We start from the raw sequence: 13,133 nt of genomic DNA on the forward strand, positions 1-13,133 counted from the left end.
TTTATATATGTAAACAGGCAAGCAGGAAATGAAGAAAGACTTCGTTTTCTGTTTTTTATTTTGCCTTTTACAGGATGGTTAGGTGTATTTCCTATTATTGTTAAATAGGACTTTTTCTTGTTTACAGAATAATCCTGCAAGTGATAGTATATCATTAAGATATATATCAAAATGATAGGTGTTGGTTAGATGAGTAAAAAATCTGATACAAAGTATGCCATTCTAGGTGTACTGACAACGGGATGTCGCACAGGATACGCGATTAAACAGTTAATCGATCGAAGTCTAAATCATTTTTGGAAAATTAGTTATGGCCAAATTTATCCGGTACTGAAACAATTAGTTGACGAAGGACTTGCAACTGTAACAGATTCATCCCAGGATGGCAAACCAGATAAGAAGGAATATTTTCTGACAGAAAAAGGTGTTCTTGAATTACAAACATGGCTCCTAGCACCCATTAAAGATATACCAACGGAAAAAAACGAATTACTTTTGAAACTTTTCTTTAGTCGCCACCAAACCAATGATGTGACGATACTTCATTTAAATGATTATAAGGAAAAACTACAAGAACGATACAACACGTACCTCAATATTGAACAAAGTATACTTCTTTATTCAAGTGACAATGAAGATGCGAAGTTTTGGCTGTTTACCCTTGACTATGGAAAGCGTATTGCAAAAAGTGCAATTGAATGGTGCAATGACACGATTGATCAATTAAAGGAGGAATAATTGTGGGAAAAGAAATCTTTCCAGGAAGATTTACGACTGAAAATGATCAAGACATCGTAGTGTTTTTAATTGGCATGAGAATTAATAAAAGACTTGCAATTCGAAAGTGGTTACCGGTTTTTACAGCAATGCCTAAGATGATTCGGGAACTGTACCAAAATAAAGATTTAGGATTTATTTCAATGGAAAGTTATTTTGGGCTTAGAACATCGGTTATGATTCAGTATTGGAGATCGACAGATGAGCTCATGGCTTATGCAAGAGGGCAAAATCATTTGAAGGCTTGGAAAGAGTTCAATCAGAAAGTCGGAAATAATGATGCAGTTGGAGTATATCATGAGACATATGTCATAAGAAAAGGCGAATACGAATCAGTCTATCGCAATATGCCGTTATATGGACTTGCAAAAGCGATGGAACAAATTCCGATAACTTCGAAAATAAACAGTGCCACTGAAAGGTTATCACAAGAGGGGTAAATATATTTAAGAAATAAAAAACAGGAATGAAGTGCGAAACTTCATTCCTCTTAATAATTATAATTCTTGTCTTAATGCTTGGATTACTTCGATTTTTGTCGCTTTTCTTGCTGGGCGCCAGCCGGATAGGATTGCGACAAATATACTGATACCACCAGCTATAAGAACTAGGCTTACAGGAATGATGGAGAACGTGATTCCAGCCATATCTGCGTTTTCATCTGATAATGCAAAGGCTACGATAGAAGGAAGTAATGCGTTAATTAAATAACTTAAACCGTATGATACGATTACGGCTAAAGCTGTTCCGAGTAGCCCAATGAAAGCACTTTCCATTAAGAATAGACGTTGAATAATGTTTGGAGATGCCCCAATTGCTTTTAATACCCCAATTTCACGGGTTCTTTCCGTTACCGCCATCGTCATCGTGTTAAAGATACCAATAGATGCAATTAAAATTGAAATAGTACCAATAAAAATAAGTCCGATTTTGAAAATAAGGAAGAATAAATCAAGTTCTTTAACCTGTTCGATTGGTGAGTAAACTTGATAGTTGCTTTCTCTCAATTGATCCAATACAGGCAATACGTTATCTAATGTATCGACATAGATTGTAGTCGCTGGATATGAAACTAAATTAGGTTGTGCTAGGAATAAATCATCGCTGAATAAAATACTGCTGTCGATCTGGAATTCATAATCTGGTTCATCTAAAATACCTACGATTGTATAAGTGCTGATTTGTTCTAAGTATTCCATCGTCTCAGGATCCATAAATTGAACGTTGACTTGTTTATTTAGGATTTCCCCTTTATAACCTTCTTCTAAACCATCATACCAAGTACCTTGTTCTTCAGCTTCTTTTGATTTTTGCTCAATGATTTCACGATCTTTATCATTTAATAACGCTCGCGCAAAATGGTAGCCTACTGCGATTTCATTTGCGTTTTCTGGAAGTCGTCCTTCACTTAATGTAGAAGGGAGTTTTGCTTGGTCTTCCATATTAACGGCAATACCCATCGATTCCACTTCGCGGTCTTCAAATGTTGAACGAATTGAACCTGAGATTTCATTTCTTGTTAACACGACGTTGACATGGTCAATTTCTTCGATATCTACCATTTCCTCTTGTGTTAAAGGCTCATCGCCCCAAAGATTAATTTCTGTAATGTCTTCTTGATTTAAAATTTCACCTTTAATTGTAGCTTGAAGGCCGAAACCAACTGAAGCAAGGACAATTAGAAAGGCACAGCCAATCATTGCGGCAAGGACTGTCATTGTGACGCGTAGTTTATTTTTTCTCATATGTTGAAATACGAATGAAAGTTGGTCTTTAAATAACATGTTTTACATCTCCTAACAATATACCATCGTGCATGCGAAGTTTGCGGTCTGCAATTTGAGCAACTTCTTCATCATGTGTAATGATCATAAAAGTAATATTATCTATTTTGTTTAATTGTTGAATTAGCTCTAGGATTTCTTTTTCCGTTTGCGAGTCAAGACTTCCCGTAGGCTCGTCCGCTAAAATAATGGGCGGATTTGTAATTAAAGCTCGTGCGATAGATACACGTTGTTGCTGTCCACCTGATAGTTCATTTGGATAGTGGTCTGCGTAATCTGTCAATCCTACTTTTTCAAGGATTATTTTCACATTATGTTTACGAATGGAAGCTTGAACCCCTTTGAGTTTTAAAGGTAGTTCGACATTTTCGAAAACGTTTTGATTCGGCAACAATTGAAAGTTTTGGAAGATGAATCCGAAGTTATCTAGTCTGAACGCTGCGCTTTGTTTTTCATTAAAATTCGCAATTTCTGTATTGTTTACTTTGATGGATCCAGAGTCCGGTTTCATAAAGCCTGCTATTGTTTGTAATAGGGTAGATTTTCCGGAACCACTTTTCCCTACAATTGTGATGATCTCACCTTGCTGTATTTGAAAGTCGATATTTTTCAACACTTCAATTTTCTTCTCTTTACCTTTCTTTCCGATTTTAAATGTATGGCTCAGTGACTGAACTGTAATCATATACTCATTCCTTTTTTATTGATTTACTAATATGATTCTAGCCAACGAATCTGAAGAAAAGGGGAGGGGATTTATGAAGATTTTCTTAAGAAATGATGAAAGGTGAGGAATTATGGGGTTTTGTATGAGGTTGTAGAGGGTGAAAAGCGTTCTATGGGACAAATGCAGGGAGAAGAGAGGGGGAAATGTCTCGTAGAAGCGGTCTACGGGACAAAATCGGTGAGTAGAGTGGATGAAGTGTCTCGTAGAAGCGTTCTATGGGACAAAATCGGTGAGTAGAGCGGGTGAAGTATCTCGTAGAAGCGTTGTATGGGACAAAATCGGGGAGAAGAGTGAGAGAAGTGTCTCGTAGAAGCATTCTATGGGACAAAATCGGTGAGTAGAGTGGATGAAGTGTCTCGTAGAAGCGTTCTACGGGACAAAATCGGTGAGTAGAGCGGGTGAAGTGTCTCGTAGAAGCGTTCTACGGGACAAAAGCGGTGAGTAGAGAGGGAGAAGTGTCTCGTAGAAGCGTTCTACGGGACAAAATCGGTAAGTAGAGTGGGTGAAGTGTCTCGTAGAAGCGTTCTATGGGACAAAGGTGAGAAGAATTGCGTGAGAACTGTCTCATAGAAGTGAGGAACTGCGGGGAAATATAAAATGCATCCTCATCAGTGCCCGAACGCAGTCGCATTTCAAGCAAAAGGTAACAGAGCGGCCATCTCAGTGCCCGAACGCAGTCGTAATTCTATCAAAAGGTAACAGAGCGGCCCTCTCAGTGCCCGAATGAAGTTGTAATTCCATCAAAAGGTAACAAGAGCAGCCCTCTCAGTACCCGAACGCAGTCATATGTCAAAGAAAAGGTAACAGAGCGTCCTTCTCAGTGCCCAAACGCAGTCGTATTTCTATCAAAAGGTAACAGAGCGGCCATCTCAGTGCCCGAACGCAGTCTTAATTCTATCAAAAGGTAACAGAGCGGTCCTCTCAGTGCCCAAACGCAGTCGTATTTCTATCAAAAGGTAACAGAACGGCTTTCTCAGTGCCCGAACGCAGTCGTAATTCTATCAAAAGGTAACAGAGCGGCCATCTCAGTGCCCGAACGCAGTCGTAATTCTATCAAAAGGTAACAGAGCGGCCATCTCAGTGCCCGAACGCAGTCGTAATTCTATCAAAAGGTAACAGAGTCGGCTTCTCAGTGCCCAAACGAAGTCGCATTTCAATCAAAAGGTAACAGAGTGGCCTTCTCAGTGCCCGAACGCAGTCGTAATTCCAGCACATGGTAACATAGCGGCCTTCTCAGTGCCCAAACGAAGTCGAATTCCAATCAAAAGGTAAAAGAGCGGCCCTCTCAGTGCCAGAACGCAGTCGCATATCAATCACAATGTTACAGAACGCCCCTCTCAGTGCCCGAACAAAGCCATAATTCCCGCTAAAGGTAACCGAAAGCTTTCTCAATGCTCGTACGAAATCCTATTTCAATCCCCAACAGTGTATAAAACCCCCATCAGTTGAAACCTCTCCCACTTTAGCATATTATTACTTCATATTAGAATTTTTAGTTAGGTGAGTGGACTATATGGTTACGGTATATACATGTCAAAACGGTGTGCGGGTTGTTTCGGAGGCGATTCCCCATGTGCGATCGATTTCTGTAGGAATTTGGGTTGGGGCAGGGTCTCGTTATGAAGCGCCGGAAGAGAACGGGATTACGCATTTCATTGAACATATGCTGTTTAAAGGAACGAAAACAAGAACAGCTAGACAAATCGCTGAAGAATTTGACCGTATTGGTGGAGAAGTGAATGCGTTTACGACGAAAGAGAATACTTGTTACTATGCAAAAGTTCTAGATCATCATGGAGAACTGGCGGTATCGATTTTAGCGGATATGTTTTTTAACTCCATGTTTGCTGATGAAGATCTAGAAAAAGAAAGACAGGTTGTACTAGAAGAAATTCTTATGAGCGAGGATGCCCCTGATGACGACATCCATGAACAACTATGGCAAGTAATGTATCCAAATGATTCCCTTGGTTTGCCAATCTTAGGGAGCAGCAAAACGCTTGAAACTTTCACGGCTGAATCGATTCGTGAATATATGGCAAAGCACTATTACCCGGAGAATGTGGTCATCTCCGTTGCAGGAAATATTACACCAACATTGTTAGTACATATTGAGAATCTGTTTAGCCACTTTGAGCGTTCACCTCAAGCGGTAAAACAAACATTAACGTACCCAACATTCCATTCTGGCAAGTTTGTGAAAAATCGTGATGTGGAGCAATCTCATATTGCTATCGCCTATCCGGGAGTTGGAGTTAATGATTCGAACTACTTCGGTTTTATCGCCATGAACAATATTTTAGGTGGGAATATGTCATCCCGTTTATTCCAAGATATTCGGGAGGATAAGGGGCTAGCGTACACAATCTTCTCCTATCACTCGAGCTATGCGGATGTAGGTTCATTAACAATTTATGGTAGTACGAACAATCAGCAATACCCACTACTTCACCAATCAATTGACGAATCATTACTGAAAACGAGAAGTGAAGGAGTTTCTGCCGAAGAAGTCGATAACGCGAAAGAGCAATTAAAAGGTAGCTTTGTGCTTAGCTTGGAAGGTACGAATGCTCGCATGAGTCATAATGGAAGAAATGAATTAATTCACGGTAAACATTTAACAGTGGATGAAATCATTGAACAAATCGATCTAATTACACAAGAGCAAGTAAACTCTTTATTTAGACAAATATTAAGTGTGGAACCAGCTGTAGCTTTAATTGGGCAGAATGTAAAATAAAATGCTGGAAAATATACCAAAAACAAGGGACCGGGACATTGAACCCGGTCCCTTAAATGATATCCATTTGCTTATACTTCTTTACGCACCATTTATAGCTATACCATAATGGAATATGGAAAAGTAGTGGCACGATATAGAGGGGAAGAAATCCTAGTAAAACAACGACGAACATATAACCAATTGCCGCAACTATGGTTGTAACAAAGGCAACAAAGTAAGAAAGTCCTTTAATTTTTTCCCGGTATTTATATCGGAAATTTAAGTAAAAAATTACAGCGATCGTCACAATGGATGCACAATAGAACAATAAATATCCCCTGAAATTATCAAAGAGTGAACCATCTCTTAAAAATACGACAGGTATTGAAATGAGAAAAAGTAGAGTGCAATGACCCCAAGCAATAATCATTGGAGCTTTTATAAAACTTTCTTTCTTTATAGGAAACGTATGGAGATGTCTTTCCCAGCTTTTTCTCCGGTAAGTTGAAATAATTTCTATTGTTAGCGTGACATTAAAAATAATAATGAATATTTCGATTGATTTAATCGCATCAAACATGTAAATGGAGACGGCATTAAGAACAATTAGACAAACCGTTAAGATGATTGACGCAAGATGTTCTTTAAAATTTAAGTAAAGGCTAGCCCTCATACGAACACCTCCTAAAACTCTTTCCTCTCATACCATTTCACAGAAACAAAATAAGATAAGAGTAGAAATACAAAGGCAGCAATCGGCACATATTTGATGTAACTCATTAGTTGATTCAAACCAACAGTTCGTAAACCGTATTGGATAAAGCCAGAACCAAAAACAGGTAGAAACACAATGGCAAAAATAATGAATCTAGCTTTTTGAGTGCCGAACTTTATAAATAAAGGAATCGTTAAAGAAATATAGAACAAAGCTATTGATAAGACGATAACAATCGTTTGGAAAATGTCAATGAATGGAAGTTGTCTTGTCATTTCATCTGATAGGAAAACAACCGGAGTAAAGATCACAATTCCGCTTGCAATTAGTATCAATCCTAACACATACTTACTTTGAACAATTGTCTTTCGATCGACAGGAAGGGTATTGGCATATTTATCCCATTTACTCATCTCATCAAATGTAAAAGCGGTTGTTAGTTGCAGGGATGCAAAAATGAGTGAAAAAATAACCAATACCATTGTCATATTTGTAATGAATGAAATGATAATCAACACGGCAAAAATGGCTACCATCATTTTAATTTGTTTACTGAGCATTAAAAAATCTTTCATTAACAAAGCTCTCATCCGCTTTAACCCCTCTCACATAAATTAGCATAATCTCTTCAATGGTAGGTTGAGATAGTTCAAATGCTGTACTTACTTCATTTCTCTTTAAAAGAACCTCAAGTCCATATGCTTGTTCTCGGATAGCAAGAATGCTCTCGCTAGGTAAATCCTCAAATTCATCTTTCGTACCTCGCCAAATGGCATAGTCATATAACAATGTATCTTTACTCTCACTGAATAAAAGCTTACCTTCATGGATGAAAGTAATATAATCAGCAATTTTCTCTAGGTCACTTGTAATGTGAGATGAGAATAAAATGCTGTGCTCATCATCTTGCATAAAATCTAAGAAGAGGTCGAGAATTTCATCACGCACAATGGGGTCAAGACCGCTTGTCGGTTCATCTAAAATTAATAATTTAGGATGGTGGGCAAGGGCAATGGCAATAGACAATTTCATCTTCATTCCGCGAGACAGTTCGTTTAACTTTTTGTTTTCGTGAACTTTCAATTTATTTAAAAGTTCGCAATAATACGAGTCATCCCAAGTTGAGTATACTTTTCTCATGAATTTACTAATTTTCTTAGCTGTTAATGATTCAGGAAAGTTAAGATCATCAAAAACCACACCGATTTCAGATTTAATGGCTAGTTCATCTTCATGCAGTTCTTTACCGAAAAGCTTAATTTTTCCGCCGTCTTTCTTTAGCAAATCCAAAATACATTTAATCGTAGTCGTTTTTCCCGCACCATTCTCACCTACAAACCCCATAATCGTTCCTTTAGGAAGGGTGAAAGAAACATCCTTTAGTTGAAATCTGTGTAAGTGCTTCAGTAAGTTTTGTACTTCAATTGCATTTGTCATTTAAACGTCCTCCTCTAATAACAATGAAAGTAATTCTTGTACCTCTTTCGATGGGAGTCCTGCTGTTTTGGCAAGAGTTACTGCCTTTTGTAAATGTTCTTCTACTTGTCTTATAAGCTCTTCTCTTAGGAAATCTTGATTGCGTTGTGCTACAAAGCTACCTTTGCCAGCCACTGTCTCAATGAAGCCATCCCGTTCTAGATCTGCATAAGCCCGCTTTGTTGTCATGACGCTTATTTTTAAGTCCTTTGCAAGAGCGCGGATGGAAGGCAGTGGTTCACCAGCTGTAAGTTTTCCTGAAAGAATGGTTTGTTTAATTTGTTGCGTAATTTGTTCATATATTGGTTTATCACTAGAATTACTAAGTCGAATAAACATGCTTGCACCACCTTGTTACTAACTGTATATGTACAGTATATACAGTCGGAAAAGTATTGTCTAGTGATATCTTTCGCGTGGATGGATTTTTTTGATTTTTCCTAACATCCGCACTAGAAAAATATGCTTTCGTCTTGTTTTAGGTCGTAATGCGTGTTTTTCTAACATTTATTTCAATTTTTAAAACTTCATTGGGAGCATCACCCAAAAATTGAGTGTTGCATATGCTAACAATGAGCTCGGGAGGAGGGAAAACATGCTGTTATCGGAGCTTGCTGAAAAAGAGCTGATCGAAATGGAAAATGGCGTTCGTTTTGGATTTTTAGCAGAAACAGAATGTATTTTTGATCCAAAGACAGGAATTATTTACGGATTCGAATTGTTGGACCAATCTGCTAAAATGCCTTTTCAAAAGAAAAAACCAACACAAACGTTATTTATCCCTTGGGAAGAGATTCATCTAATTGGCGAGGATCGAATTCTATTTCGAAAGGCAAAACCAACAAGAAAACAGTATGACTAATGGTAAACGAGAAATGGCTAGTAATTGGAACTGATGCAAGACTAAAAAGTTTAGCTAAAAAGCTAAGTGTAGGGAATCGTACTGTTTATTATAAAAATGAAACGGTTTGGAGCGAAGAATTAAATTTAACTGCGTTCAATTTTCAACCAGATGTTGTTGTATTACCAATCCATCCACTACCAATCCAAGTAGCTGTTGTACTTGGGCTTTCTAACGCAAGAATTTTTGCAGGAAAGCTAAGTGATGAGTGGAAGGAAGTCTTAAAAAATCACGATATTCATTATTATTTACAAGATGAATCATTCATTTGGAAAAATGCACAACTTACTGCAGAGGGGTTTGTTTCATTTTTCTATAATACAAAACAGGCAGTATATGGGAAAAAGTTCATCATTACAGGTTTTGGCCGCGTGGCGAAAATGCTTGCCCACGTATTAAAAAATATCGGTGGGGAAGTTTGTATTGCTGTACGTTCTCATGTTCAATTGAACGAAGCAAAAGCATTCCATTATGAAGCGGTTTATTTAGACCAAGTAGGTAAGGTTAAAGGAGATTATTTCATCAACACGATTCCTGCAAAATGGTTCGACGAAAAATTTAATGACGCAATCGAAATGCCAATCTATGATTTAGCTTCCTCTCCAGGGTGTTTAAAAGATGATGTGAAACGTTCGAATTATGATTTACTACCTGCACTTCCTGGGAAATATTTTCCACAAGATGCAGCTCATGTTTTATATGAATCAATAATTGGACAAATAAGGGGGAGCGAAGAATGCTAGAAGGTAAACGTATAGGTCTTGGCATTACGGCGTCGCATTGTACGTATGAAGATGTTGTGCCGAAGATTACGCAATTTACAGAAGCAGGTGCAACAGTTGTACCAATTATTACACATTCAGTATTAACAGCAGCGACTCGATTTGGTACAGGAGAAGAATGGATTAAAAAAATCGAGTCGATTGCTGGTGAAAAAGTAGTGTCATCCATTCTTGAAGCAGAACCATTTGGACCTAGTAATCCACTAGATGCAATGGTGATTGCACCTATGACAGGTAACTCAATTAGTAAGTTTGCAAATGCGGCAACAGATAGTCCAGTATTAATGGCTGCAAAAGCGACATTACGTAATGGATCCCCTGTCGTATTAGGAATTTCAACAAATGATGCGCTAGGGCTAAACGGCGTTAACATTATGAAATTAATGAACTCTAAAAATATTTATTTTATTCCTTTCGGTCAAGACGATCCTTTCAAAAAACCAAACTCATTGATCGCAGACTTTACGAAAATGCGAGAAACAGTAGAGCATGCCCTCGAATATAAAAAGCAGTTACAGCCTTTATTGATCCAATATTATAAATAGTCAAATATTTATCAAACATTTCTCACACAAATCAAATAATCTATGATACAATTTCTAACATTATGTAAATGTTTTGAGGAGAGATGAGTAATGGCAAAAGAATTAGTAGTGGCAATTGTAGGCGCAACAGGCGCAGTAGGATCACAAATGAAAGAACAATTAATTAAACGTAAATTTCCGATTAAACATATAAAGTTTCTAGCTTCTGCACGTTCAGCAGGTAAAGAGATTGAGTTTAATAATCAAAAATATATTATTGAAGAAGCTACTCCAGAAGCTTTCGAAGGTGTGGATGTAGCATTCTTCTCTGCTGGTGGATCAGTTTCAGCGAAATTAGCTCCAGAGGCTGCAAAACGTGGAGCAGTGGTTATTGACAATACAAGTCACTTCCGTATGCATCCAGAGGTACCTTTAGTGGTTCCAGAAGTGAATCGCGAGGATTTAGCTAAGCATAACGGAATTATTGCAAATCCAAACTGTTCAACTATTCAAATGGTTGTTGCATTACAACCAATTAGTGAAAAATTCGGTTTATCAAAAGTGGTAGTTTCAACTTACCAAGCTGTGTCAGGTTCTGGTATCTCAGCTATTGAAGAATTACGCGAGCAAAGTGCTCAATGGGAAAAAGGGAAAGATGTTGAAGCAAACATTTTACCAGCTAAATCAGATAAAAAACATTATCCAATCGCACGTAATGTTATTCCGCAAATCGACGTATTTACTGACAACGGCTTTACGTACGAAGAAATGAAAATGATCAATGAAACGAAAAAAATTATGCACTCACCAGAGCTTTCTGTTGCTGCTACTTGTGTTCGTGTTCCAGTCGTTTCAGGACATTCTGAATCTGTATATATTGAAGTTGAGCAAGACGCGACAAAACAAGATATTTTTGAAGTGTTAAGAAATGCTCCGGGCGTTGTACTCCAAGACGATATTACTCAACAAGAATACCCAATGCCTATTTACGTTGAAGGCGAAGATCCAGTTTATGTTGGACGCATTCGTCAAGACTTAGATAATAAAAAAGGTTTCCACTTATGGGTTGTATCCGACAATTTATTAAAAGGTGCTGCGCTAAACTCAGTTCAGATTGCAGAAGCGATGTTGGAGGATAACTTACTATAAGGGGTGTAAGTTAATGGATTTAGGTCGGATTGCTACGGCCATGATTACCCCATTTGACGAAAATGGCGCGATCGATTATGACGTGGCAGAAGGAATTATTGAGCACTTAATTCAAAGTGGAACAGATTCAATCGTAGTGTGTGGAACAACAGGTGAAACGCCGACCTTAACAATAGAAGAAAAACGATCCATTATAGAATTTACAATTAAAACGGTGAACAAACGCATTCCAGTCGTTGCAGGAGTTGGATATAATGACACTGCCTATACGATTGGTGCAGCGCAATGGGTAGAAACAACAGGTGCTGACGGCATCATGGTCGTTGCACCTTTCTACAACAAACCAAATCAGCGAGGCATTTATGCGCATTTCGAAGCTGTTGCCAAAGCGACAAGTTTACCTGTTGTCATTTACAATGTACCAGGTCGTACAGGGGTAAATATATCAGCAGAAACAACAATCGCTTTAAGTAAAATACCAAACATTCGTATTGTAAAAGAAGCAAGTGGAAGTCTCGATCAGATGACGGAGATTTTAGGAAATGTGGACGATGAATTTTATGTCTATAGTGGCGACGATAGCTTAACGTTGCCGTTACTTGCGGCTGGTGGGCGCGGTGTCGTATCCGTGGCATCCCATGTCGTAGGGGATGACATGCAACTGATGATGCGTGCTTTTGAAGAGGGCCGCCATGAAGTTGCTGCTGAAATTCATCAAGCATTACTTCCATTGATTCGCGAACTATTCGTAAGCCCTAACCCCGTCCCAGTGAAATATGCCATGAGTAAAATGGGCTTTGATGTAGAACACGTCAGACTTCCATTAGTAGGCTTGAGGGACGAAGATAAAGTAGATTTCGATAAAGTATGGAATGAATACCAAAAGAAAGCTGCTAGTTTTCGAGCAAGGTATTAAATAGATTTGCGCGCCCGGCACGTTAGTTGTGCCGGGTGTTTTTTTTGTGGAGTGATTGAGGTTGGAGTGATTATGGGTTATGGCAAAAGCAGGTGAAGTATTTAATAGAAGGGCTTTTTTTTGGATAAAAGAGGTTGGAAAAGTAGATGTAGTGTCCATTAGAAGGGGTCTATTGGACAAAAGGTGATGAAAAAGCAGGTGAATTGTCTAATAGAAGGGGTCTATTGGACAAAAGGTGATGAAAAAGCATGTGAATTGTCTAATAGAAGGGGTCTATTGGACAAAAGAGGATGGAAAAGCAGATGAAGTGTCTAATAGAAGGACTCTAATGGACAAAAGGTGATGAAAAAGCATGTGAAGTGTCTAATAGAAGGGCTCTAATGGACAAAAGAGGATGGAAAAGCATGTGAAATGTCCAATAGAAGGGGTCTATTGGACAAAAGGTGATGAAAAAGCAGATGAATTGTCTAATAGAAGGGCTATATTAGACAAAAGAGGATGGAAAAGTAGATGAAGTGTCTAATAGAAGGGGTCTAATGGACAAAAGTGGTTTAAAAAGTGGGTGTGTATTTGATAAGCTAAAACTGAGCCACCATAGCAATTGAAAAGTGAGCCACTTTTATATGAAAATAATCCTAACTTCATAGAGTTAGGAGCGTA

14 protein-coding genes are annotated in these 13,133 nt (G+C 38.2%); 8 read left to right on the forward strand and 6 right to left on the reverse strand.

The window, feature by feature from the left end; all coding sequences use genetic code 11:
* Positions 1–189: 189 nt before the first annotated feature.
* Positions 190–738: a PadR family transcriptional regulator gene (locus tag CRO45_RS02605; protein ID WP_097148060.1), complete on the forward strand. Its 549-nt coding sequence runs from the start codon at positions 190–192 to the stop codon at positions 736–738.
* A 2-nt stretch (positions 739–740) separates the two neighbouring features.
* A complete protein-coding gene (locus tag CRO45_RS02610; RefSeq protein ID WP_097148061.1) occupies positions 741–1,217 on the forward strand; it encodes a DUF4188 domain-containing protein in 477 nt (158 codons plus the stop codon).
* Between the two features lie 57 nt (positions 1,218–1,274).
* Here CRO45_RS02610 and CRO45_RS02615 read toward each other — a convergent pair whose 3' ends face one another.
* Positions 1,275–2,561 carry an ABC transporter permease gene (locus CRO45_RS02615; RefSeq protein WP_097148062.1) on the reverse strand — a complete coding sequence of 429 codons (1,287 nt, stop codon included), beginning with the start codon at positions 2,559–2,561 and terminating at the stop codon, positions 1,275–1,277.
* Complete coding sequence (locus CRO45_RS02620; RefSeq protein ID WP_097148063.1) at positions 2,551–3,246, reverse strand: ABC transporter ATP-binding protein; 696 nt, start codon at positions 3,244–3,246, stop codon at positions 2,551–2,553. The genes CRO45_RS02615 and CRO45_RS02620 overlap by 11 nt, the downstream gene beginning before the upstream one ends.
* 1,555 nt (positions 3,247–4,801) lie before the next feature.
* Between CRO45_RS02620 and CRO45_RS02625 the strand changes: the two genes are divergently transcribed.
* Positions 4,802–6,028, forward strand: coding sequence for a M16 family metallopeptidase (locus tag CRO45_RS02625; protein WP_097148064.1), 1,227 nt, complete (start codon positions 4,802–4,804; stop codon positions 6,026–6,028).
* A gap of 52 nt (positions 6,029–6,080) precedes the next feature.
* Here CRO45_RS02625 and CRO45_RS02630 read toward each other — a convergent pair whose 3' ends face one another.
* The 4 genes from CRO45_RS02630 to CRO45_RS02645 are packed head-to-tail and all read right to left on the reverse strand — an operon-like array spanning position 6,081 to position 8,540.
* Positions 6,081–6,683 (reverse strand): hypothetical protein, encoded by a 603-nt coding sequence (locus CRO45_RS02630; RefSeq protein WP_097148065.1) that lies wholly within the window; start codon positions 6,681–6,683, stop codon positions 6,081–6,083.
* Positions 6,684–6,694: 11 nt separating this feature from the next.
* Positions 6,695–7,315, reverse strand: a complete 621-nt coding sequence (locus tag CRO45_RS02635; protein ID WP_097148066.1) for an ABC-2 transporter permease — start codon at positions 7,313–7,315, stop codon at positions 6,695–6,697.
* Complete coding sequence (locus tag CRO45_RS02640) at positions 7,275–8,162, reverse strand: ABC transporter ATP-binding protein (RefSeq protein ID WP_097148067.1); 888 nt, start codon at positions 8,160–8,162, stop codon at positions 7,275–7,277. Before CRO45_RS02640 ends, CRO45_RS02635 begins: the two co-directional genes overlap by 41 nt.
* Entirely contained in the window at positions 8,163–8,540 is a 378-nt protein-coding gene (locus tag CRO45_RS02645) for a GntR family transcriptional regulator (protein ID WP_097148068.1), read from the reverse strand.
* Positions 8,541–8,796: 256 nt separating this feature from the next.
* Between CRO45_RS02645 and CRO45_RS02650 the strand changes: the two genes are divergently transcribed.
* The 5 genes from CRO45_RS02650 (at position 8,797) to dapA (ending at position 12,473) form a co-directional block, all read left to right on the forward strand.
* On the forward strand, positions 8,797–9,063 hold the full coding sequence (locus tag CRO45_RS02650; protein WP_097148069.1) for a YlmC/YmxH family sporulation protein: 267 nt from the start codon (positions 8,797–8,799) through the stop codon (positions 9,061–9,063).
* Positions 9,063–9,845 carry a dipicolinate synthase subunit A gene (locus CRO45_RS02655; RefSeq protein WP_097148070.1) on the forward strand — a complete coding sequence of 261 codons (783 nt, stop codon included), beginning with the start codon at positions 9,063–9,065 and terminating at the stop codon, positions 9,843–9,845. The genes CRO45_RS02650 and CRO45_RS02655 overlap by 1 nt, the downstream gene beginning before the upstream one ends.
* Positions 9,839–10,429: a dipicolinate synthase subunit B gene (locus tag CRO45_RS02660; protein ID WP_097148071.1), complete on the forward strand. Its 591-nt coding sequence runs from the start codon at positions 9,839–9,841 to the stop codon at positions 10,427–10,429. Before CRO45_RS02655 ends, CRO45_RS02660 begins: the two co-directional genes overlap by 7 nt.
* Before the next feature lie 90 nt (positions 10,430–10,519).
* On the forward strand, positions 10,520–11,557 hold the full coding sequence (locus CRO45_RS02665) for an aspartate-semialdehyde dehydrogenase (RefSeq protein WP_097148072.1): 1,038 nt from the start codon (positions 10,520–10,522) through the stop codon (positions 11,555–11,557).
* Positions 11,558–11,570: 13 nt separating this feature from the next.
* Entirely contained in the window at positions 11,571–12,473 is a 903-nt protein-coding gene (gene dapA / locus CRO45_RS02670) for a 4-hydroxy-tetrahydrodipicolinate synthase (RefSeq protein WP_097148073.1), read from the forward strand.
* Positions 12,474–13,133 lie beyond the last annotated feature (660 nt).

This window comes from Ureibacillus acetophenoni (assembly GCF_900220965.1).
GTDB classification, from domain to species: Bacteria; Bacillota; Bacilli; order Bacillales_A; family Planococcaceae; genus Ureibacillus; species Ureibacillus acetophenoni.

What these genes read in the sequence shown, in the direction of transcription:
- CRO45_RS02650 (WP_097148069.1), top strand. Translation starts at nt 8,797, where the DNA reads ATGCTGTTATCGGAGCTTGCTGAAAAAGAGCTGATCGAAATGGAAAAT.
- CRO45_RS02615 (WP_097148062.1), bottom strand. Translation starts at nt 2,561, where the DNA reads ATGTTATTTAAAGACCAACTTTCATTCGTATTTCAACATATGAGAAAA.
- CRO45_RS02640 (WP_097148067.1), bottom strand. Translation starts at nt 8,162, where the DNA reads ATGACAAATGCAATTGAAGTACAAAACTTACTGAAGCACTTACACAGA.
- CRO45_RS02655 (WP_097148070.1), top strand. Translation starts at nt 9,063, where the DNA reads ATGGTAAACGAGAAATGGCTAGTAATTGGAACTGATGCAAGACTAAAA.
- CRO45_RS02630 (WP_097148065.1), bottom strand. Translation starts at nt 6,683, where the DNA reads ATGAGGGCTAGCCTTTACTTAAATTTTAAAGAACATCTTGCGTCAATC.
- CRO45_RS02625 (WP_097148064.1), top strand. Translation starts at nt 4,802, where the DNA reads ATGGTTACGGTATATACATGTCAAAACGGTGTGCGGGTTGTTTCGGAG.
- CRO45_RS02635 (WP_097148066.1), bottom strand. Translation starts at nt 7,315, where the DNA reads ATGAGAGCTTTGTTAATGAAAGATTTTTTAATGCTCAGTAAACAAATT.
- CRO45_RS02605 (WP_097148060.1), top strand. Translation starts at nt 190, where the DNA reads ATGAGTAAAAAATCTGATACAAAGTATGCCATTCTAGGTGTACTGACA.
- CRO45_RS02645 (WP_097148068.1), bottom strand. Translation starts at nt 8,540, where the DNA reads ATGTTTATTCGACTTAGTAATTCTAGTGATAAACCAATATATGAACAA.
- CRO45_RS02660 (WP_097148071.1), top strand. Translation starts at nt 9,839, where the DNA reads ATGCTAGAAGGTAAACGTATAGGTCTTGGCATTACGGCGTCGCATTGT.
- CRO45_RS02665 (WP_097148072.1), top strand. Translation starts at nt 10,520, where the DNA reads ATGGCAAAAGAATTAGTAGTGGCAATTGTAGGCGCAACAGGCGCAGTA.
- dapA (WP_097148073.1), top strand. Translation starts at nt 11,571, where the DNA reads ATGGATTTAGGTCGGATTGCTACGGCCATGATTACCCCATTTGACGAA.
- CRO45_RS02620 (WP_097148063.1), bottom strand. Translation starts at nt 3,246, where the DNA reads ATGATTACAGTTCAGTCACTGAGCCATACATTTAAAATCGGAAAGAAA.